Origin of the sequence: Aliicoccus persicus (assembly GCF_900110815.1) — a bacterium.
Lineage (GTDB): Bacteria > Bacillota > Bacilli > Staphylococcales > Salinicoccaceae > Aliicoccus > Aliicoccus persicus.
In genome coordinates this window covers 107,122-128,603 of sequence record NZ_FOIT01000003.1, presented here as the reverse complement: position 1 = coordinate 128,603, position 21,482 = coordinate 107,122, and the positions used below count along the sequence as shown (strand labels likewise).

Annotated in this window: 29 protein-coding genes, 1 other RNA gene and 1 riboswitch; of the genes, 4 read left to right on the top strand and 26 right to left on the bottom strand. The window is 37.4% G+C overall.

Going from position 1 to position 21,482, the window contains the following annotated elements; translation table 11 throughout:
• Positions 1–158: 158 nt before the first annotated feature.
• The 14 genes from BMW30_RS06035 to BMW30_RS05970 all read right to left on the bottom strand — a co-directional run bounded on the left by BMW30_RS06035 (position 159) and on the right by BMW30_RS05970 (position 11,244).
• Positions 159–707, bottom strand: a complete 549-nt coding sequence (locus BMW30_RS06035) for a thioredoxin family protein (RefSeq protein WP_245705640.1) — start codon at positions 705–707, stop codon at positions 159–161.
• 183 nt (positions 708–890) lie between these two features.
• Positions 891–2,288: a Fe-S cluster assembly protein SufB gene (gene sufB, locus BMW30_RS06030; protein ID WP_091474876.1), complete on the bottom strand. Its 1,398-nt coding sequence runs from the start codon at positions 2,286–2,288 to the stop codon at positions 891–893.
• A gap of 17 nt (positions 2,289–2,305) precedes the next feature.
• Positions 2,306–2,743: a Fe-S cluster assembly sulfur transfer protein SufU gene (sufU, locus tag BMW30_RS06025; RefSeq protein ID WP_091474874.1), complete on the bottom strand. Its 438-nt coding sequence runs from the start codon at positions 2,741–2,743 to the stop codon at positions 2,306–2,308.
• The gene (locus tag BMW30_RS06020; protein WP_091474872.1) at positions 2,733–3,953 is read right to left on the bottom strand and encodes a cysteine desulfurase; all 1,221 of its coding nucleotides are present in this window, start codon (positions 3,951–3,953) and stop codon (positions 2,733–2,735) included. Before BMW30_RS06020 ends, sufU begins: the two co-directional genes overlap by 11 nt.
• A gap of 21 nt (positions 3,954–3,974) precedes the next feature.
• Positions 3,975–5,291, bottom strand: a complete 1,317-nt coding sequence (sufD, locus tag BMW30_RS06015; protein WP_091474871.1) for a Fe-S cluster assembly protein SufD — start codon at positions 5,289–5,291, stop codon at positions 3,975–3,977.
• A gap of 18 nt (positions 5,292–5,309) precedes the next feature.
• Positions 5,310–6,086: a Fe-S cluster assembly ATPase SufC gene (gene sufC, locus BMW30_RS06010; protein ID WP_091474869.1), complete on the bottom strand. Its 777-nt coding sequence runs from the start codon at positions 6,084–6,086 to the stop codon at positions 5,310–5,312.
• A gap of 285 nt (positions 6,087–6,371) precedes the next feature.
• A complete protein-coding gene (locus BMW30_RS06005) occupies positions 6,372–6,701 on the bottom strand; it encodes a DUF4870 domain-containing protein (RefSeq protein ID WP_091474868.1) in 330 nt (109 codons plus the stop codon).
• A 75-nt stretch (positions 6,702–6,776) separates the two neighbouring features.
• Positions 6,777–7,715 carry a MetQ/NlpA family ABC transporter substrate-binding protein gene (locus BMW30_RS06000; RefSeq protein ID WP_091474866.1) on the bottom strand — a complete coding sequence of 313 codons (939 nt, stop codon included), beginning with the start codon at positions 7,713–7,715 and terminating at the stop codon, positions 6,777–6,779.
• Between the two features lie 41 nt (positions 7,716–7,756).
• Entirely contained in the window at positions 7,757–8,449 is a 693-nt protein-coding gene (locus BMW30_RS05995; protein WP_091474864.1) for a methionine ABC transporter permease, read from the bottom strand.
• A complete protein-coding gene (locus BMW30_RS05990) occupies positions 8,442–9,467 on the bottom strand; it encodes a methionine ABC transporter ATP-binding protein (protein WP_091474863.1) in 1,026 nt (341 codons plus the stop codon). The genes BMW30_RS05995 and BMW30_RS05990 overlap by 8 nt, the downstream gene beginning before the upstream one ends.
• Before the next feature lie 75 nt (positions 9,468–9,542).
• A riboswitch (SAM riboswitch) is annotated at positions 9,543–9,643 on the bottom strand.
• 41 nt (positions 9,644–9,684) lie between these two features.
• Positions 9,685–10,008 (bottom strand): thioredoxin family protein, encoded by a 324-nt coding sequence (locus tag BMW30_RS05985; RefSeq protein ID WP_091474861.1) that lies wholly within the window; start codon positions 10,006–10,008, stop codon positions 9,685–9,687.
• On the bottom strand, positions 9,959–10,366 hold the full coding sequence (locus BMW30_RS05980) for a toprim domain-containing protein (protein WP_091474859.1): 408 nt from the start codon (positions 10,364–10,366) through the stop codon (positions 9,959–9,961). The genes BMW30_RS05985 and BMW30_RS05980 overlap by 50 nt, the downstream gene beginning before the upstream one ends.
• A gap of 76 nt (positions 10,367–10,442) precedes the next feature.
• Positions 10,443–10,823 (bottom strand): glycine cleavage system protein GcvH, encoded by a 381-nt coding sequence (gcvH, locus tag BMW30_RS05975; RefSeq protein WP_091474857.1) that lies wholly within the window; start codon positions 10,821–10,823, stop codon positions 10,443–10,445.
• Positions 10,824–10,887: 64 nt separating this feature from the next.
• Positions 10,888–11,244, bottom strand: coding sequence for a Spx/MgsR family RNA polymerase-binding regulatory protein (locus tag BMW30_RS05970; protein ID WP_091474855.1), 357 nt, complete (start codon positions 11,242–11,244; stop codon positions 10,888–10,890).
• A 147-nt stretch (positions 11,245–11,391) separates the two neighbouring features.
• Between BMW30_RS05970 and BMW30_RS05965 the strand changes: the two genes are divergently transcribed.
• Positions 11,392–11,709, top strand: a complete 318-nt coding sequence (locus BMW30_RS05965; protein ID WP_091474853.1) for a thioredoxin family protein — start codon at positions 11,392–11,394, stop codon at positions 11,707–11,709.
• Between the two features lie 47 nt (positions 11,710–11,756).
• Here the strand turns inward: BMW30_RS05965 and aroD are convergent, their stop codons facing one another.
• Positions 11,757–12,500, bottom strand: coding sequence for a type I 3-dehydroquinate dehydratase (gene aroD / locus BMW30_RS05960; protein WP_091474851.1), 744 nt, complete (start codon positions 12,498–12,500; stop codon positions 11,757–11,759).
• 407 nt (positions 12,501–12,907) lie between these two features.
• Between aroD and BMW30_RS10585 the strand changes: the two genes are divergently transcribed.
• Positions 12,908–13,078 carry a hypothetical protein gene (locus BMW30_RS10585; RefSeq protein ID WP_180366233.1) on the top strand — a complete coding sequence of 57 codons (171 nt, stop codon included), beginning with the start codon at positions 12,908–12,910 and terminating at the stop codon, positions 13,076–13,078.
• 48 nt (positions 13,079–13,126) lie between these two features.
• Here BMW30_RS10585 and BMW30_RS05955 read toward each other — a convergent pair whose 3' ends face one another.
• Positions 13,127–13,390, bottom strand: a complete 264-nt coding sequence (locus BMW30_RS05955; RefSeq protein ID WP_091474849.1) for a hypothetical protein — start codon at positions 13,388–13,390, stop codon at positions 13,127–13,129.
• Between the two features lie 190 nt (positions 13,391–13,580).
• On the opposite strand from BMW30_RS05955, the gene BMW30_RS05950 reads away from it, so the two are divergent.
• Positions 13,581–14,831: a hypothetical protein gene (locus tag BMW30_RS05950; protein WP_143248998.1), complete on the top strand. Its 1,251-nt coding sequence runs from the start codon at positions 13,581–13,583 to the stop codon at positions 14,829–14,831.
• 249 nt (positions 14,832–15,080) lie between these two features.
• On the opposite strand, the gene BMW30_RS05945 is transcribed toward BMW30_RS05950, so the two are convergent.
• The 8 genes from BMW30_RS05945 to BMW30_RS10580 all read right to left on the bottom strand — a co-directional run bounded on the left by BMW30_RS05945 (position 15,081) and on the right by BMW30_RS10580 (position 19,875).
• Entirely contained in the window at positions 15,081–16,058 is a 978-nt protein-coding gene (locus BMW30_RS05945) for a tRNA dihydrouridine synthase (protein WP_091474845.1), read from the bottom strand.
• 137 nt (positions 16,059–16,195) lie between these two features.
• Positions 16,196–16,930 carry a DUF3169 family protein gene (locus BMW30_RS05940; RefSeq protein ID WP_091474843.1) on the bottom strand — a complete coding sequence of 245 codons (735 nt, stop codon included), beginning with the start codon at positions 16,928–16,930 and terminating at the stop codon, positions 16,196–16,198.
• Entirely contained in the window at positions 16,930–17,133 is a 204-nt protein-coding gene (locus BMW30_RS05935) for a helix-turn-helix transcriptional regulator (protein ID WP_091474841.1), read from the bottom strand. Before BMW30_RS05935 ends, BMW30_RS05940 begins: the two co-directional genes overlap by 1 nt.
• Before the next feature lie 750 nt (positions 17,134–17,883).
• Complete coding sequence (locus tag BMW30_RS05930) at positions 17,884–18,126, bottom strand: hypothetical protein (RefSeq protein WP_091474839.1); 243 nt, start codon at positions 18,124–18,126, stop codon at positions 17,884–17,886.
• Positions 18,126–18,338 (bottom strand): hypothetical protein, encoded by a 213-nt coding sequence (locus BMW30_RS05925; RefSeq protein WP_091474837.1) that lies wholly within the window; start codon positions 18,336–18,338, stop codon positions 18,126–18,128. The genes BMW30_RS05930 and BMW30_RS05925 overlap by 1 nt, the downstream gene beginning before the upstream one ends.
• Before the next feature lie 484 nt (positions 18,339–18,822).
• Positions 18,823–19,137 (bottom strand): phage head closure protein, encoded by a 315-nt coding sequence (locus BMW30_RS05920; RefSeq protein WP_091474835.1) that lies wholly within the window; start codon positions 19,135–19,137, stop codon positions 18,823–18,825.
• Positions 19,134–19,400 (bottom strand): hypothetical protein, encoded by a 267-nt coding sequence (locus tag BMW30_RS05915; RefSeq protein WP_143248997.1) that lies wholly within the window; start codon positions 19,398–19,400, stop codon positions 19,134–19,136. The genes BMW30_RS05920 and BMW30_RS05915 overlap by 4 nt, the downstream gene beginning before the upstream one ends.
• Before the next feature lie 298 nt (positions 19,401–19,698).
• Positions 19,699–19,875 carry a hypothetical protein gene (locus tag BMW30_RS10580; protein WP_180366232.1) on the bottom strand — a complete coding sequence of 59 codons (177 nt, stop codon included), beginning with the start codon at positions 19,873–19,875 and terminating at the stop codon, positions 19,699–19,701.
• Between the two features lie 77 nt (positions 19,876–19,952).
• On the opposite strand from BMW30_RS10580, the gene BMW30_RS05910 reads away from it, so the two are divergent.
• Positions 19,953–20,789: a tyrosine-type recombinase/integrase gene (locus BMW30_RS05910; RefSeq protein ID WP_091474831.1), complete on the top strand. Its 837-nt coding sequence runs from the start codon at positions 19,953–19,955 to the stop codon at positions 20,787–20,789.
• Between the two features lie 72 nt (positions 20,790–20,861).
• On the opposite strand, the gene ssrA is transcribed toward BMW30_RS05910, so the two are convergent.
• Positions 20,862–21,214: a transfer-messenger RNA gene (gene ssrA, locus BMW30_RS05905) on the bottom strand.
• Positions 21,215–21,279: 65 nt separating this feature from the next.
• Positions 21,280–21,447: a YqaE/Pmp3 family membrane protein gene (locus tag BMW30_RS05900; RefSeq protein WP_245705648.1), complete on the bottom strand. Its 168-nt coding sequence runs from the start codon at positions 21,445–21,447 to the stop codon at positions 21,280–21,282.
• Between the last annotated feature and the right edge of the window lie 35 nt (positions 21,448–21,482).

Genomic DNA, 21,482 nt, shown 5'->3' with positions numbered 1-21,482 from the left:
ACGGACTATGAGCGACTCTCATTGGCGAGCAAATCAGTTTGACGGACTATGAGCGACTCTCATTGGCGCGCAAATCCTATTAATAAACAAAATCATATTCTTTATTTTATAAAACTACATTGAATAGTATTTATATACCCATTTTAATAAGGTTTCAGTTATAATCTGACAAAACTTGCACGGATGCTTTCGTATACTTCGTTCCACAGTGTTTCATTTGTACGATACCGTTCCGTCAAGTCATTGATATAAGCTTGTTGAGCATCTTTAAATCCTGCAGTGTCTTTGTGAGGTAACAAAGCTTTTCTTTCATCGACAAGTTTCTGAACGGATTCTGCACGTGGTCCCCAATTGCCAAGGTCATTAAAATTCTCATCTAAATAGATAAACTTCGGAATTGAGCGTCCACCGTTTGTTAAATATTGATCCATCAATTCAAGATTCTGATCTCTATAAACAATGCGCACTTCATAGCCTGCTTCATCAGCAATATGTCTTAAAATCGGCATGTTCATCATCGCATCTCCACACCAGTCTTCACTAATTACAAGGACACGTAAATCTTTATCTTTGATGTCTGATAAATCGCTACCTGCTGGAAGTTTAAAATTCTCATAAACGTATTGCATATTCTCTTTATGCGATTCCATTTGTGAAACGTACGTCTCGAAATCGATTCCTTTGTCAAAATATTGTTTTAAATCCATATTCAATTCTCCTGTCTCTGTTTAATAAAAATTTTTAAGGGATAAAACGTATACTTACTCATGACCATCATAACAAACTTTCAAATTGTTTATGACATTCAGAAGTTGTAAATATCGATTAATCAACCAAACAAAAAAAGAGAGACGTCAATCCGTCTCTCTTCTAAAAGCACATTATAAAAATTAACCAATCGAACCTTCCATTTCAAAGCTGATTAGACGGTTCATTTCTACTGCATATTCCATTGGTAATTCTTTTGTGAATGGTTCAATGAAGCCCATGACGATCATTTCTGTTGCTTCGATTTCACCGATACCACGGCTCATCAAGTAGAATAACTGTTCTTCTGATACTTTAGAAACTTTCGCTTCGTGTTCCAATGAGATGTTATCATTTAACATTTCGTTATATGGAATTGTATCTGAAGTTGACTGGCTATCCATCAGCAACGTATCACACTCGATATTTGAACGTGCGCCTTCTGCTTTACGTCCGAAGTGTACGATACCACGGTACGTCACTTTACCACCTTTTTGTGCAATCGATTTTGAAACGATTGTTGAAGATGTATTCGGTGCGTGGTGATACATTTTTGCACCAGCATCTTGGTGTTGTCCTTTTCCTGCAAGTGCGATTGATAATGTCATACCACGTGCACCTTCTCCTCGTAGGTGTACTGCTGGGTATTTCATTGTCACTTTCGAACCTATGTTACCGTCAACCCATTCCATCGTACCGTTCGCATCAACGAATGTACGCTTAGTTACTAAGTTATATACGTTGTTTGCCCAGTTTTGGATCGTTGTGTAACGGCAGTATGCATCTTTTTTAACGATGATTTCAACAACAGCTGAGTGCAGTGAATTCGTCGTAAATACTGGTGCTGTACAACCTTCTACATAGTGTACGCTTGAACCTTCATCACAGATGATGAGTGTACGCTCAAACTGACCCATGTTTTCTGAGTTAATACGGAAATATGCTTGTAATGGTGTATCTAATTTCACGTTTGGTGGACAGTAGATAAATGATCCACCTGACCAAACTGCTGAGTTTAACGCAGCGAACTTGTTGTCCGTTGGTGGTACTACTGTTGCCCAGTGCTCTTTAAATAACTCTTCGTTTTCACGTAATGCAGAGTCCGTATCTTTGAAGATTACACCTTTTTCTTCTAAGTCTTTCTCCATGTTGTGGTATACCACTTCAGATTCATACTGTGCAGAAACACCTGCTAAGTACTTTTGCTCTGCTTCTGGAATACCTAATTTATCGAATGTGCGTTTAATTTCTTCTGGAACTTCATCCCATGAACGCTCTGTTTTTTCTGATGGTTTTACATAGTATGTGATTTCATCAAAGTTTAACTCTGATAAATCCCCACCCCACATTGGCATTGGCATTTTGTAGAAATGCTTTAAAGACTTCAAACGGAAGTCTAACATCCACTGTGGTTCACCTTTCATATTAGAAATTTCACGAACGATTTCTTCTGTCAAACCTCTATCTGAACGGAAAACTGAGACGTCTTCATCATGGAATCCATATTTGTAATCGCCAATTTCTGGTGCGTTTTTTACCATGTTGATCACTCCTTATATTATTCAACGTCGGCTTTGACACCACGTTCAAGTGCCTTCCATGTCAATGTAGCACACTTGATACGTGCAGGAAACTGATTGACACCATTCAGTGCTTCTATATCTCCCATGTCATCTGTAACATTATAATCTTCGCCGAGCATCATCTTGCTAAACTCATCACTTACTTCAAGTGCTTCTTCGATCGTCTTACCCTTGATGACTTCGGTCATCATCGATGCTGATGACATTGAAATCGAACATCCTTCACCGTCAAACTTCGCATCTTTAATCACATTGTCTTCAACATTCAATGTCAAATGGATGCGATCTCCACAAGTCGGGTTATTCATATCGACTGTATAGTCACCATCTTCAATAATACCTTTATTGCGCGGGTTTTTATAATGATCCATAATTACCGAGCGGTATAGTTGATTCAAATTATTAAAGTTCATAATTGAAAAACTCCTTCGCGCGTTTCAAGCCTTCGATAAAACGATCAATTTCTTCTGTACTATTATAGAAATAAAAACTCGCTCTTGCTGTTGACGAAACGCCTAATAACCTCATGAGCGGCTGTGCACAATGGTGCCCTGCTCTTACTGCAATCCCGTCTGAATCAAGCACTGTAGATAAATCGTGAGGGTGCACGCCATCTAAGTTAAACGTCACCAATCCAGCACGTGTTTCTGGTCCATAGATTTCGATGCCTTCAATGTTACGCATTTTCTCCATCGCATACTTAGTCAGTTTATCTTCATATGCACTGATGTTTTCCAGTCCGACTTCAGTAATGTAGTCAATTGCTGCACTTAAACCGATCGCTTCGGCAATCATCGGTGTACCTGCTTCAAACTTCACAGGCACTTCCGTCCATGTTGATGTTTCTTTTTCAACAAAATCAATCATGTCACCGCCATATTCAACTGGTTCCATTTTCTTCAGATGTTCCATCTTTCCGTAAAGTACACCGATGCCCGTTGGCCCGAGCATCTTGTGTGCACTGAATGCGTAGAAATCAACATTTAAGTCTTGAACATCAACAGCTAAGTGAGGCACGGCTTGTGCACCATCGACGACGATGTATGCATCATTCTCGTGTGCAATGCGTGCAATTTCTTTAATATCGTTAATTGTACCTAGTACATTAGAAACATGTGTAATCGCCACGATTTTCGTTTTATCTGTGACAACATTTTTGACTGAATCGATCTTAATCGTGCCGTCATCTTCCAATGGAATAAACACGAGTTTTGCACCTGTACGTTTCGCTAGCTCCTGCCAAGGTACGAGGTTTGCGTGGTGTTCCATTTCCGTCACGATAATCTCATCACCAGACTCAACCATCATGTCGCCAAAACTACGGGCAACCAAGTTGATTGCAGCTGTTGTACCACGTGTAAATACTATTTCTCCAAAGCGTTTCGCATTGATAAACTGACGCGTTTTCATGCGCGTCGCTTCATATGCTTCTGTCGCTTTCGTACCGAGCGTGTGTACACCACGGTGTACGTTAGAATTATATCCTTCATAATACTCGCTCATTGCTTGTATGACTTGTACAGGGGTTTGACTTGTTGCAGACGTGTCAAAGTAGACGAGTGGATTTCCGTTCACTTCTTGATCGAGAATCGGGAAATCTTTTCGGTATTCAAATATATCCATTGACACACTCCCTTTCGTAAACTATTTAGAAACGACTTTAAGCTCAATCACTTCAGTTAACTGACGTTTAACTGATTCGATTGGTAAAGCCTTAACAACTGGTGCTAAGAACCCATGGATCACGAGTCTTTCTGCTTCTTTTTGTGAAATACCACGGCTCATCAAGTAGAAGAGTTGAATTGGGTCAACACGTCCAACTGACGCCGCGTGACCTGCAGTTACATCATCTTCATCGATGAGTAAAATAGGGTTTGCATCTCCACGTGCACGATCGTTTAACATCAGTACACGAGATTCCTGTTGTGCATCGGCACCAGAAGCACCTTTTTTAATTTGACCAATACCGTTAAAGATACTTGTTGCGCTATCTTTCATCACACCGTGTTTTAAAATATGACCATTAGATTCTTTACCGTAATGGATAATTTTTGTTGTAAAGTTTTGTCTTTGATCTCCGCGACCTACGACAACAATTTTTAAATCTGAGTTTGAACGGTCACCCATTAAATATGTCGTGTTGTCATAAATAACGTTTGAATCGTTCATCAGACCAAGTGCCCAGTCGATTGTTGCATCATTTGAAGCAACGCCGCGACGGTTTGCATAACCAGTAAATCCAGCTGCTAAGAAGTCAACTGCACCATATGTGATTTTTGCATTATCTTTTGCGATGACTTCTGAGATGATGTTCAACTGCTCTTTTGATTCTTCAACAGTTGATACGTAGTTTTCTACGAATGTCACTTCCGACCCTTCATCAGCAACGAGTAACAAGTGATTGAATAATGACGCGTTCTCATCATCATGTAATACAACCATTTGGATTGGTGTCGGTACCTTTACATTTTTAGGTACGTAAACGAAGAGTCCACCGTTTAACATTGCTGCATGGTATGCTGCAAGCTTATGCTCGTCAATTTTGACACCATCTGTCATAAAGTATTTTTCAACAAGTTCTCTATGGTTCTCACTTGCTTCAAATATATTTTCAACAATGACACCTTGCTCTAATAAGTCGTCAGAGACTTTTAAAAATGCAGGCGTATTATTGTGTTGTACGTATAGGTTTTCTACGACGTCTAAATCGACAACTTCTTTCACCGTGTTTGGCAATGTTTCTAAGCTTTCATACACTTCGCTATTTACAACTGGTGAAGAAACAGTGAAGAAATCCCAACGGTTAATTCTTGTCTTATCCGGTTTTGGCATTTCTAAAGCATCGAACTTGTCGATTGCTTCTTGTTTTTTACCAACGATAAAGTCCCCTTCACCACGCTCTTTAGAACGTGCGATGATCGACTCACCATCTAACTTAAAATCTTTTACTTCAGTAGTCATGAGTATCCTCCTGTCTTATTATTCTACAACCGTTTCGTCTTCGATACCGAGCTCATCTTTAATCCACTCGTAACCTTCTGCCTCTAAGCGCTCAGCTAATTCTTTACCACCAGATTTAACTACTTTACCTTTCATGATAACGTGTACGAAATCAGGCGTGATGTAGTTAAGTAAACGCTGGTAGTGCGTGATGATTAAAGCACCGAAGTTTTCACCGCGCATTGAGTTAATTCCTTTAGAAACAACTTTAAGTGCGTCGATGTCTAGACCAGAGTCAATCTCATCTAAAATACCGAATTTTGGTTCTAGCATTAATAATTGAAGAATCTCGTTACGTTTTTTCTCCCCACCAGAGAAACCTTCGTTTAAATAACGTGTAGACATGTCTAAGTCCATTTCGAGTTCATTCATGTTTTTATCTAACTTCTTGATGAATTGCATCAAGTTAATTTCGTCGCCTTCTTCACGCTGTGAATTGATTGCTGAACGTAAGAAGTCTGAGTTTGTTACACCAGAGATTTCAGATGGATACTGCATACCTAAGAAAAGACCTGCGTGTGCACGCTCGTCTACTTCCATCTCAAGTACGTTTTCACCGTCTAATAATACTTCACCTTGTGTAACATCATATCTTGGGTGACCCATAATCGCTTGTGCCAAAGTTGATTTACCAGTACCGTTTGGACCCATTACTGCGTGAATCTCACCTTGTTTAAGCGTTAGATCGATCCCTTTTAAAATTGGTTTACCGTCGATTTCAACGTGTAAATCTTTAATCTCTAAAACTGAAGTCATGAATAATACCCTCCACAAAATATTTTTCTTATCACTACTCTAGTTTATAATAATTCTAAATAAGAATCAAACAAAAGTGTGATTTTTATTACATTTATAGTCTACATCATTTTGCGGTAAATTAATAACTAAACAGGTTAATTTTAAGAGATTTATCAGGAATGACACAAATACAAAATTAAAAAGGTATACCGCCTGCAAAAACAGGTGGTATACCTTAAATTTTTAAGTCTAATTTTCTTAATTCGTAATAACCATAGTGAGTCGACAAGTATTATTACTATTCTATAGTAGATTCAGTACAAAAGGTGGTCTCCAACGTTCGCCACCTGCTGTTTTAACAGCACCACAGATAGAGAAAATGACAAGCGCTAATCCGATTAACGGCGTCGTTACAAATCCGATTAATACAATCATCAATAGACTAGAGATCGCTAAGTAAATAGAGTAGCTAATTCCATAGTTCATGACATCGCGAAGTCCTTGCTCTGTCTCGCCGCCCTCATCTCTTTTGATTACCCATATTAAGATTGGAATAATTAATAAAGAAACGAGAGTAGAGATGTAAGAAACTGCAACTAGTGTACCATCAAATGATCTTTGTTCTTCGTGCATAATTTCATCTCCTTTACGGGCTCATTATACCACGAATAATGCACGATAACTCGTCATAACTATTGTGCATTAAAATTACTCTTCATCCTCTTCATCCTCAGTGTCTTCTTCTGTTTCTTCTTCAACGTCTTCTGATTCTTCATCTTCATCGTCTTCTGCTTCTTCGTCTTCATCATCGTCAGTATCATCTACTGGAATGACTGCACCGTCATAAGTTTCCTCAATGAATGTTTGAATTTCTTCACTTTGCAATACTTCAAGTAAGCGAACGAGCTCTTCACGTTCTTCATCTCCGTTACGTACTGCAATGACGTTTACATAAGGTGAATCTCCATCTTCGATGGCGATTGAGTCTTCAACTGGATTTAAGTCACCATCGATTGCAAAGTTTGAGTTGATGATTGTTACGTCACCTTCATTATATTCGTAAAGATTCACTAATAACTCTGGTGCTGAATTGTTATTGAAATCAAAGTTATGTGGGTTTTCTGTAATGTCTTCAAATCTTGCATCTTGAATTTCGATACCTTCTTCGATTTCAATCAATCCTTCGTCCAAGAAGAATGAAAGGATACGTCCTTCATCTGCAACGTTATTCGACACGAGAATTGTTGCACCATCTGGTAAATCTGTAATTGATTCATAATCTTGAGAGTAAACTGCGATTGGCTCAATATGTACAGGGCCTAAGTTTACAAGATCGTAATCATTTGTTTCATTATCATTGTCTAGGAAAGGAATATGTTGGAAGAAGTTTGCATCTAATTCTTCTTCATATAAAAGTCTATTTGGTGTCACATAGTCGTTGATCACAGAGATGTCTAAAACGATGCCTTCTTCTTCAAGAATCTTAGCCGCTTCTTCTAAAATTTCAGCATGTGGTGCAGGTGAAGCACCGATTTTAATAACTACTTCGTCATCTTCTTGCGCGTATGCACCTGATGTTAAAGTTGAAAACGCAATAACTGACGCAGCTGCAATTGATGTGAACCTAGCAAATTTGTTTAATTTCATAATAAATCTCTCCTATTTTTTTATAATATTTATATTTATGATTATCGTTTATCGACTGCTTTAGATGTTAAATCTCCTACAATCTGGATGATAAAGACAATAATCAGTATTGCTATTGTTGCAACCAGTGTGACGTCTGGTTGTCCACGTGTATGTCCGACCATGTAAGCGAGTGTACCTAACCCACCTGCACCGATAACACCTGCGATTGCCGTTGCACCAACGAGCATAATCGCAGTGACTGTGATACCTGAAATGAGTGCAGGTAATGATTCTGGAATCAACACTTTAAAAATGATGTGCCATATATTTGCACCCATCGACTGTGCTGCTTCGATGACGCCTTTATCGATTTCTTTTAGTGCAATCTCAACGAGTCTCGCGTAAAACGGTGCTGAACTTAAAATCAATGCAGGTAATGCACCTTTAACACCCATGATTGTTCCCATGATTTCTGAAGTAAATGGTATGAGTAAAATAATTAATATGATAAAAGGCACTGCGCGGAACAAGTTCACTAAAAAGGCTGTCACTAAGTAAATTACCCGTATGAAGCGTCCGTCTGAACGACCACTCAAAAATAAAATAATACCGACGATCAATCCTAAAATAAATGTGAACAACGTTGCGTATCCAGTCATATAAAGCGTTGCGACTGTCTCTTCCCAAACTCTATCCCATTGAACGTTTTCAAAGCTAATCATCTCTAGAAAATCTTCACGTAATTTATCCATGCGTCTCGACCTCCAGCTTCACATTCTCAGCTGCAAGGTCTTTAGTAATTGCCTCGAGTACTGAAGGAGATGTGTCGATCGTTACATGAAGATGACCAAAACTCTCTTTGTTCGTATGTTTAATAGACCCTGCGATGATGTTCATATCGACATCATATTTCTTAATGATTTTTGAGACGATTGGCGTCTTACTTTTTGAACCGACAAAGGACAATTTAACCAGTTCGGCATTCGGAAATTGTTCGCGTAATGCTTCAAATGAAACATTTGTTTCTTCATCATCGATATCATCTTTGACGAAGCGTTTCGTCACCGATGACTGTGGATTTCTAAACAGTTGCTTTATTTCTCCAATTTCAACGACACGACCGTTTTCCATCACCGCTGCGCGGTCACAAATTTTTCGAATGACATACATCTCATGTGTAATCAACACGATCGTCAGTCCCAGTTTCTCTCGTATATCGAGCAGTAAGTCGAGTACCTCATCTGTTGTCTCTGGGTCAAGTGCACTCGTTGCCTCATCACAGAGCAACACCTCAGGTTCATTCGATAAAGCGCGTGCAATGCCCACGCGCTGTTTCTGACCACCGGACAGTTGACTCGGATATGCTTTTTCTCGACCCGTTAATCCAACTAAGTCGATCAATTCCTTAACGCGTTTCTTGCGTTCTCGCCGATTTACACCGGCGATCTCAAGTGGAAAACTAATATTCTGTTCAACAGTTCTAGACCAGAGTAAATTAAAATGTTGAAAGATCATCGATACTTTCTGACGCTTCTGCCTAAGCGCTCTACCACTCAGTGCATTGATATAATCGTCTCCGATGCGAATATCACCACTCGATACTGTCTCAAGGCCATTCAGCAATCGAATAAGTGTCGATTTCCCAGCACCTGAGTAACCGATCACACCGAAAATTTCACCTTTATCGACTTGAATCGATACGTTATCAACTGCTTGGACATCCCCGGATTTCGTTTTGAATAACTTTGAGACATCTTTAATTTCAATCACTTGGCTCCTCCTTTCCAACAAAAAAACCTACTCAATAAATTTAATGAGTAGGTTAGTATATTAAAATACTTTAACCTCTCATCTTCGTTAAATAAATAACAGTGACTTGGCACCTTGTCTAAAAGACGGTTGCCGTGGTATCATCGGGCACTTCCCTCCACCACTCTTGATAAGAGTTAAAACAATATTTAATTTGTTGTTGCCAATCATATCATCACTAATTTTGTTCGTCAACCGTAAAATTTTCTAATTTTTCAAAAAGATAAGAAACATCACGAAATGCATAAATTCTGTCGATAATTTTTCCATCTTCGATCAATAGCAACACTGGTACAGACATTAATTGTTCTTGTTGTACCCATTCTTGATGATAATTTAAATCGATCGAGTAAAATTTAAACTTCAATGTTTCTTGAACAATTTTTAGCATGCGATGTGAGATTTCACATGTCATACAAATCGGTGCGAAACCGAAAATAATTACGCGTGATTTAGATTGGATTATACTGGATACTTCTGTCGTACTTAGTTCGTTCCTCATTATTATACTTGCCTCTCATTACTAAACTTGTATCGACATAAAAACCGTGGCGCATGAGAACATTTGCCAAATAATCTCTCGGGCATCGTCCAACTTCACCAAACTTTGGATCTATATAAATGTGTGTGCTTTCACTTAAATGTTTTTTAAACCATTTTCTAATATTACGACCTTCTTTATCGGCGTCAGATAATATATAAATATCGTTGCCGTTGAGTTGTTCGAGAATTTCATCAAACTTCTCGATCCCCATCGTGCCATACGTACATATAATTTGAACTGGTTCAATCAATACTTCTTCGACTCTTCGCTTATCTGTTTTACCTTCAACAATGAGCACTTTATCGCAAAAATACATCTTAAAAACCACCTATTCATAATGTATTAGAAAATCGTTTTAAAAAAACTCTAGACAGAATTGTCTAGAGTATAAATTACGCATTCGTCATTTCGTCGTATGCGTCTGCATCCATTAAGTTGTCTAATTGTGATTCATCAGATAATTCCACTTTGATCATCCATGCGCCTTCGAATGGAGATTCATTTACTAACTCAGGGCTATCTTCTAATTCTTCGTTAACTGCAACAACTTTACCAGATACTGGTGCATATAACTCAGAAACAGTTTTTACTGACTCAACGTTACCGAAAGATTCGTCTACTTCTATTTCATCGTCTACTTCAGGCAGTTCAACGAACACGATATCTCCAAGTTCAGATTGTGCGAATGCAGTAATTCCGATTGTTACTTCATTTCCATCAACTTTAACCCATTCATGGTCCTTACTATACTTAAACTCTTTTGGTGTTTCCACGTGAAAACCTCCTTTTATCTTTACACCTTAATTATTGCATTTATTAAGTGCTTATACAAGTCTTTTAAAGCTTGAAAGTTTCTCTATATGTGTTTTCGTTAAAGCCGATTACAACCGCGTCACGAGATACAGTGATCGGTCTTTTGATTAACATACCATCACTTGCAAGAACATCCAGTTTTTCATCGTCTGACATCGCTGGTAGTTTATCTTTTAATTCTAATTCTTTAAACTTCTTCCCGCGTGTGTTAAAGAAACTATCAATGTCTTCACCAGACTGTGCAATGACATCGCTGATTGTGTCTTTATCTAATCTATCTTCCACCATATCAATAAAAGTGACATCTTTATTGTTTTCCGATAAAAACTTCTTTGCTTTCATACATGTTGAACATTTTTTATAACCGTAAATTTTAACCATCTGAAACCCCCACTACACCTAATTGATTTATCTCAATTATACAACAAACAACATAAATTAGCGTATAATTGTCGGTTTAATTTTTTGTTATAATTGTAATGTTCATGGTAACATGTGTTTGACTACGAAAAGAATGAGGGGTTATTCATGGAACCAATTACAACGTACCAAGATTACAAATCAACGATCGATAGCGATGAGAAAATCGTCATCAAGTTTTATGCAGGATGGTGTCCAGACTGCACGGCATTAAATATGTTTATCCCACCGATTTTAGAAAAGTTCGACAGCACGACGTTCTATGAACTCAATCGTGATGAAGTGGAAGATGCTGCAACTGAAAACGAAGTGATGGGGATTCCTTCACTACTCGTATTTAAAAACGGTGAAAAATTAGCGCATTTACATTCGCGCGATGCGAAGACACCTGAACAGGTCGAAGCATTTTTAAGCGAACATTTATAAGTAAAAAAGAGCGGCAATCCGAAAAACTGGATTGTCGCTTCATTATATTAATCAAACTTCGTTAAGTTTTGCTTCAGCAAGTGCGCATCGATTTGCCCGTCAGCTACTGAATCTTCTAAGTAACTGTACATCAAGCATGAACCGAATACACCGCCTGCAAGCCGCGTGATACGTCCCGTCTCACCCATAGAAATACCGACGACTGGCTTATCAAAAGCTTGACGCGCATCATGTACTGCACTGAGTACACTCAGTACATCCCGACCATTTTTAGGCATGTAAGCGAGCTTCAATATTTCTCCACCTTGCGCGATCATCGCTTGGTAAGTTGCCATCATCTCTTCAAAGTGTGGCGTATCCTCCATATCATGGACACTTAATAATACCGTCACACCTTTTTCTTTCGCCTTCTTCACGAGGTGATCGACGATATCCTCGTACTTAAAGAATTCAATATCGATGATATCGATATCACATAACTCTATAATTTCAGAGAGTAACGCTTCATATTCTGCTGCACTCTTGCCACCCTTACCGCCTTCTTGAATCGTGCGGTATGTATATAGAATTGGAATGTGACTCAGTTCTGAAATTACCGTTTGTACACACTCGATATGCTCTTCACGACTCAGTGCTTCGAAACTGTCCCCACGAATTTCAATGATATCGAATTTATCATTGTTTTCATGCGCGACATTTAGCTCTCGCTTAATCTCTGTTAGGTTATGTCCTGAAAAGGATACGACAATTTTCGGAGACCCTTCACCGATGTTTACATTTTTAATTTTCATTTTTCTAATGCCTCCTTCATATCAACTTGTATTATGTGGATTATACCGTATTTATTCCATTTCGTGTATATTATATTTTTTTCTGTTGATTCGGAAGGAATTTCCAAAGATGTTTTTAACTTTTTCTCAAAATTATAGATTAACAATCCCTTGAGTTGTATCAAATGTAAATTGAATATGAAGACCTAGATTTAAGAGCGTTTTAGCAAACAACCAGTACGTAAGAATCGACAATACGATTCCGAAATAATAAACTGCCAGATTCCGGATTAAGCGTACTTTGTTTTACGATTCATAGAATTATACCCAGTTTCTAAACTAAAATTTTTACATTGGATATTGTTGAGTATGTATTACTATAATACAATTGATTATAATTATTCGTAAACGTGGGGAGTGTACAAACTTTGACAACACTAAATGTTTTAATCATCATGTTCTTACTTATGATCATAATCATCATGGCATCCTTCATTACGCATAAAACAAATGAATTGTTTCTATTTGTCAGAGCGATGATATTAACTGTATTTATATTGATTGTCGGCGGCTTATTTTGGATTGATTTATTTGTGTAAATGAAAAAGACACCTTCACAATGTAAGGTGTCTTTATATGTTTATTCATTATTTTTTTAGTCTGATGTTTCCTGTGTTTTCAATAATCACTGTCATTGCGGGACTTTTATCTTTTACGTCTTTAGTAAAGTCTTCCTCAGGTAATACGTGGTGCATTAAACCTCTGATGACACACACACCTTTTTTACCTAAAAGAATGTTGTCCCCTACAGTTGGAACTTCTGCTAAATAACCTAGACCTAAGTTTTCAGGTTTACCATACTTTTCTGTTTCCTGATCAACACTAATTTCTTGAAGAAAAACTTTAATCATTTTGCGTAACCTCCAATAATTTATCTAAACTAATAGATTTCTATTCAATTGTAACACTATATATAAAAATGTTTAAGTAACTATACAAATTTTATCACTAAATTTTCATTATTATTGATTACTTCCAACTCTGTTACGTAAATCCATTGGTGTTATAATAGAAAAAAGAGTCTGGATGGAGGATCAAATCGTGAGAGAGCTCCTAACTTTAAATGAATTATTAATTATCCATTTAATAAATAATCGACATCAAAGTGTCTTGAGTGAACTCGTTATTGAAGAATGGCAAAGAAATTATAACGAGGACCCACTCGAATTAATTGAATCATTAAAATCGAGACGAATTGTGGAAGAAAAAGATGAACATTACTTTGTTTCACCCCAATACGATAGTCAGATAAAAGACACGCGTTTCATTTATGAAATTACACAAGAGCGTCCGAAGTTACTGGATGAACATAAGGCGTATCTTGTCTATCGTAATAATAGAAATACACCAGAGGAAGAATTGTTAATCCGAATGTATGATGATATTTTATCGTATTCTTCGAATCCAGAGCATCATCAACAAGCACACATGCGATTGAGTGAACTCTTCGGGCAAATCGGAGAACAGAACCATAGTGAAAACCATATGCACTGTGCCCAGATGCTGAGTACATTGATGCAGATGGAAGAGACGATGGTTGATGTTCGGATGAAGTCCAGTCCGGATGAGATTCGTGCGCGGTTTCCGATTCCGAACGATTTTTTGCAACGTTATCAATACATCATTGACCATGAAAAGAGAAGTCCAGCTTTGCTCCGTGATGATATACTTACAGCGGCCCGACAATTGAAATGGGATCGCCAACATTTGGAAGCGGCTGCAAACTACATTGCTTTGCGTGCTGAAGATGATAGAAATGCTGAAAAATATTTACTCGCCTACTTGTTTAAGACGGCTAAAATATATAACGTCGGAACGATAAAGTACATGAGAAAACATCGCCTTGAAGAGAATGGTGGGCGACTGCAAGTCCTGTCTACTGAACAACGACGCGTAAGGCTAACTCGTAATATTGAGAAACCCGAGACAAAGTATCAGATGCAAGAACTGCCTAGGCGGGATGTTGATGGGGATCGTTATGGATCGGATTATAGACAGTCAGTACTTGATAATCCGAAGAAAAAGAGCAAGAAAAAGCGCAGACGACGAGGACGCTCAAATAATTTCTTGATCATCTTTTTCCTAATCGTATTCTTCCCCGTCGGACTTGTCTTGATGTGGACGAGCCACTGGAGACTTTGGTTAAAAATTGTAATCAGTGTATTTTATGCGATGGGACTAAATGCTGCTGGTGGTGGAGACGGTGGCGATGGGAATTTTGAAGACACGACGCCAGTCTATGAAGAAGAGTTTAATGATTTTGATCGGGGCGATGACCCATTTTTTGATTAGATAGATTTTGGATTTATGTGCCGGATGTTTGAGGTGTGCGGCAGCTTGGGATTTTGGGGGCTGCCACACACCTAAAATGTTCCTCAGCACCCATTTTTGACCTCGGGTGGAACACTTTACTGCCATTTATGAGACTCAGCACCACTTTCTCTCCACGGGAGTACCACTCTACACAAACCAAAGAAAAAACCGTGCTCTTCACAGCCTTTTTCAGCTTAAAAATGCACGGTTCACTCACCAAAACCAAACTTATACTAATTCTTCTGCAAACTCGGTCATAAACTGACAGATCATGGCTCTTGCGTCATCCGTTGATGATGTACTCATCAGTTCATTTCGCAATTCTGCTGCGCCTCGAAATCCTTTAACATATATCTTAAAGAATCGATGCAATGTTTTGTACTTTCTACCAGTATCTTCAACATATTGATCAAACAAGTCCAAGTGCATCAACAATAATTCCAAGTGTTCTTTACTCGAATGCACTTTCTCATCCACTTCAAATGCAAAAGGATTTTTAAACACACCCCGTCCGATCATCACTCCATCCACCCCATACTTTTCAACCAGCTCAAGACCTGTCTTTCGATCTGGAATATCTCCATTAATCGTCAGCAACGTATTTGGTGCAATCTCATCGCGCAACTGCTTGATCTCTGGAATCAGTTCCCAATGAGCATCGACTTTACTCATTTCTTTTTTCGTTCTCAAATGAATTGAAAGGTTCGCGATATCTTGTTCCAAAATATGCCTAAGCCAATCTCGCCACTCTTCTACCTTATGCAGGCCGAGTCGTGTTTTCACACTGACTGGTAAGCCACCTGCTTTTGCGGCTTCGATTAATTCCGCAGCTACATCTGGTCTTTTTATCAATCCACAGCCTTTACCGTTACCGACAACATTCGGTACGGGGCACCCCATGTTTAAGTCGATCCCTTTAAATCCCGCTTCTGCCATTCCGATGCTCATCTGTCTAAAGTACTCTGGATTATCTCCCCAAATATGTGCCACGATGGGCTGCTCATCTTCTGTAAATGTAAGTCTCCCACGCACGCTGTCTTGGCCGTCCGGATGACAGTAACTGTCCGAGTTTGTGAACTCTGTAAAATAAACGTCCGGTTCGCCGGCTGCTGCTACAACATGACGGAAAACGACATCGGTCACATCTTCCATCGGTGCCAGCACGAAAAATGGACGTTTCAATTCTTGCCAAAAGTTTTCTTTCATAATGTTTCGTTCAATCCTCTCTCGTCCATACCACTTATCAGACGATAAAATAACATATTAGATTATAACAGAAACAAGCCACTTTGACTCATGAATAAAATTAAAAAGGATGACAGACAAACTGTCATCCAGCAATATTACACTTCTTTTTTTAGTGCCGAAGTATAACTTAGCGAATTTAATCCGAAGATTGCTAACATAATGGTAATTGCTAACAATTGATTAGTTTCTGTAGCAATACTGACAAACATAAGAATGAGTACGCCGAGAATAATATTTACCTGTGTTGACTGATTCGATTTGTATAATCCTTTTAATATCAGGTGACGCTCGCCTTCATCTGACACTTGAAATATTTTCTTTGAATAATCTTTATCATTTATTGAAGGAATATTACGTTCAGGGTAAATCTTTGGCAAAATTCCCGCATTATAAAATGTGACGTAAACTGTGAAAAATAATAATAAAGCTGCGAGGATAATCATCCCAAGTAGAAGAAACGTATTTTGATCTTCAGTCATAACAACACCCGTCACTGTAACGAACATTGTCAACAGACCGAGTAACAATCCAATAGTTGCATTATCTTGGGCAGAATAATAAGTTCTATTCACCCATTCGTCTAACTCATCGCTTATTTTTTCACGACTGCTCCTATTTAATATACTTTTTGATTTCAACATCCCATTTACCGTTGTTATCAGACCGAGTATCCATGTGATTGAAAAAATGTAGATAAAGTAATCTTCAATTAATCTTGCACCTAATATATATTCTTTTACAGTATCATTCATGAACAACAATATAATGAGTCCACCAAATATAAATCCGAATAACGCGGATACTATCATTCTAGACATTACACTTTTCATTAAAGTTCACCTTCCTCAAATATAAAAATACTTTCTATTGGCTCGTTAAAAATTTTCGATAAACGTAAAGCGATTAGAAGTGATGGCATGTAATCCTCACGCTCGATCAAGCTAATTGTCTGCCTGGATACTTTAGCTCTTTTTGCGAGTTCCGTCTGATTCAAACCATCGCGTGCACGAAGTTCCTTTAGTCTTGTTTTCATTTCATCTCCTCACCCTTTCGATATTAGTGTAATATATTGTTTACAATTTGTCAATTATTATTGTCAAGATGATAATTATTATTGTCATGAACAGTTAGATTTAGGCACAAAAAAACCACCTCAGACGAGGTGGAATGATTTTTGAGCATCAGTGAATATAAAATTTCTCTAACTGCTAATTAGTTTTCTTACGCGCTTCAAACGATTCTAAAATAGTTCCTACACCCATTGAAGCAATTAAGATGATTGCCATAGCACCGAATATCATTAAATATTCCATGTTTAACATCTCCTTTCTGCTATTGACTATCCAAAGCTACACTTTGTCCATAGACCTATAATAATTTGTGCATTAATTAGATTATATGTATGAATCTGAATTTAATCAATAAAATAAGGCCACAACGTCGTTTCAATAAACGATTGTGGCCTTATAAATGGAGACGGCGACCGTTTTTAGTCTTTTGATTAATTACAGAATGTTATAGTATCAATGGTTTAGTCAATTATTACACATTGTAATTATAGACTAATATAGACTAAAACGCCCCAAAAACTGCCCCGGATTTTAATATGTGATAAACCTTCTTTTTATTACCCATAGTATTTTTAGTTACGTGCTCCAGGTAGAGAATTTTAGAATTACTAATTGTTATGACTTTACCTCAATTAGATCAATATAGCCATTCGACAGCTTTTTTATTTTTTGTTTCGCTGTTGGTTCACACCAAAAGGAAATTGGAATAAATACTATCTATTTTTATTATTTATAAAATTTATTATCAATAATGAAATTCCAATTAGAATGAATATGATAATTATAAAATTTGGTATTATTGAAATTTCTTCTAAAGCAGTGTTAAAGATACCTAAATTTTGATTCCAACTTGATTCTAAAAGAGTATAGCTATAAATCGATGCGGAAATAATATGAGTACAGTATATTAAAACACTTATAAATAATATAGAAAGACCAAGTTTTGAATAATTCATTATAATTCCTCCTTGTTGGTACAGTTGCATTTTAAACTGCCATCTTGGTTTATAAATAAATCTTTATTTTTTTCTTCGTAGATTACTGGGAGGTCTTGTGTATTTAAAATCATACGCATTAACCTTCCGTCTTTATCAAGAGTTGTTAAGCTACCACATTTCGAGCATTCCAAATAATTCCCATCACCAAAAACACGGTCAAATTGGCTCATGATTCCACTCCTTTTTCTTGTTTTTGAACTGTTCTTTCTTATCTTGATACTAAGGGTCAAATCGAAGATATGACCCTATAGCCCTTAATCCATTGATATTACTGTATTTAACACAAAAAAACTTGCACCTTTACCTAATATGTTTTTTGCTGAATACTTAAAACATATATTACTAGGTAAAAAGGTGCAAGTTTTGTACCTTTCTTCGGCAGAAAGGAGTTTTCTAATCATGGAGAAGTATATCCAAAAGAAGTTGAGAAATCAACTCTTACACACGATGGACCATGCCAGGGTATAGAGCGCCCCATTAAGTAGAATATAATCAGTGATTCAATATTTTACCTTTAAAATGATAGCTATAATAACGATATAGCTTTAAACGTTAAAATTTAACCTTTTAAGAAGTTTTAACAGTTTTATGACTTATACCCCTACAAACTGTCTAAACGGCCGATATAAACGAATCTGATAAGCCGTTTTTGTTTTACATTGCATTTACTCGTGCCACAAGTGTTATTGTATAGTTTTTTCCAATATCTTTTACAATTCTGATGATGCTATATTCTTTCCCCTTAAACTCTATCTTGTAATGTGGTTTGATATCTCTTGTATATCGAACGATGAATTGTTTGATTTCAGAATTAGTACAACCTATTTCCCGTGTGGCAAACTCACATTCTCGTAATGGTCGAACATTAGCAAAAACATTCATTACATATCTTTTAACTAATGGATCATGAAAATTTGGTCCATGCACCAATTCAAATAGTCTTATTCTATCTTTGAATAAAAATGTCATATTCTATCAATCCTTTTATTATCGTATTCCGCCCTCCAACTAGATTCGCCTTTAACAACTCTCTCGTAAGCTTCAGGATTTTCTTTCTTTATCCTTCTCGCCCTCTGGACGGTAGCCTTACTGACTCTAGCTATCTTCCCCAGTTCGGCGTTGGTGTTGGTTATAAATTTGTCGTTTGACTCCGAGGAACCTAACGAGGTTTTTTGATTATTCAAACCTCTCAATTGTTTAAGTTTGTTCTTCTCAACAATCTCTGTTATCAAGTCTTCACTGTTTAGAACGATGTTCAATCGTTGTCTTTACGAGAGTTTCCCTAGTGTAATCACTCCAGGTGTCTACGATGTCATTTTTGTTAGTTTTAACTAAGATATAACAATGATTCTTGAAGTCATCTTCTGAAATAGTTGGGCACCCCTGGAAATATACCCCCTATACCATAATAATGGTTAGAACGATGCGACCATCACCGAGTGAGAAACTCCCTAAACTCCACCTATACACTTATTCTCTATTATTAATAAAACAACCCCCTTAAATGAATTAAGAGGGTTACAACAATTATTACAATCGCTTAATATCTTCTAATGTGAATTCATCGATGTCATATTCATAGAATTCTACTTCTTTAATTACTATTCTAAAATCCTTATCTTTTTCAATTTCTTCACGGTAAATTACTTCGCCGTCGTCTTCAAAACCTAATATACTGATATTACCAATTATGATATGTCTAGGCACATGCTCGCCTACATCTCGAAGAATTAGAAAATGGAATCAGCCAGGCGGAAAAAGAGAGAACATTCAAGTCCTACTACATGGAGTGGATTGAAGCGAAGAAAAAAGGAAAAATAACCGACCAACAATATTATTGGTACACCTATTCAATTAAGTTATTTTGTGAATACTTCAGTGAAGATAAAAAGATTAGTGATCTAACTGATATTGAATACCAATCATTTTTGAATTGGTACGGTAAAGGACGGACCAAGTCTAGCTTAGAGAAAGTGCATGTGTGTCTATCCCAGGTGATTAAACGGGCACACAATCAAGGCATCTTAGTTAGAAACCCGGCTCATGATATTGATTTGAATTTTTCAAAAGAAGAAATGAAAGAAGAAGAAAAGTATTTGACCATAAAGCAATATTTAGACTTGATAGAATTCTTTAGAAGTAAGAACGAACGTTCATATTTATTATTGTTCATCTTGGCGATTACTGGAGCACGGTTTTCAGAAGTGAATAAGTTAACATTGAATGATCTGTCAATAGATACAATCCATCTACGTGGCACAAAGACAAAAACGAGTGATAGAGTGATTGAAATAAGCCACCAGGATATGGAGCACATCAGAAGTGTTATAAGAATGATGCCACAAAAAATAAACGGTGAGATATTTGGTATTTCTCATAACGCTTGTACTAAATCATTTAAGTTTGCTATGAAACATTTGGATATTAAAGAATACCGGACACCCTATTCACTAAGACATACCCATTGTAGTTATTTGATTTCTGAGGGAATTCCAGTAGAGTACATCTCTAAGCGTCTTGGACATGCTAATATCAAAATTACTTTAGAAGTCTACTCACATTTACTTGAAGAACATAAAGACGAACAAGCTAATAAAGTACGTGCATTATTTTCAAAGTGAAAACCTAAATGCCCCAGATATGCCCCGTAAAAATAACAAAACCCCGTACCTATAAGGTTTACGGGGCTTTTTAAATGGAGACGGCGGGAGTCGAACCCGCGTCCAAGGGACTCGTTACATTCCTTTCTACGTGTGTAGTTCGCGTTTAGATTTCGCAAAGAATGTGGTACGGAACAAACCGAATTCTATGCTAGTCTAATTGATCTCTTTACACTGTTCTCTAGACGAAAGAAAGTGTACGTATCCTGCTAAATTGGATCATCGTCATGGGCCGCAGGTGAGCTCATGGGATGATGTAGCTAGCTTAGGCAGCTACTAAATTGTTTTGTTTGCCAGTTATTATAACTGATGTCGTTTTTACGAAGCCGACGTCTTCGACACGCTTAAAATGCTCGACCATCCCCTGTCGAATCCAAAACGTCCCCTTGTGTATAAAAATGGTGCGTTATTCATTATACCAATTTGAATTCAATATCTCAAATCATTAACATCAACTGCGGTGGTCAAAATATTTCTCCATACGTTTATCGTCTTTTCTTTCTTTAACAACGAGTATTGCGTGGATGGCTCCGGGCAGCCAAACAATCTTTGTTAAAAAAACATTTAATAATGCTTGGAATGGTTTACCTGAAAAAAGCACGGCAATAGGCGGTGCGATTACTGCTTATAAATACATCATCACTTATGACTCCA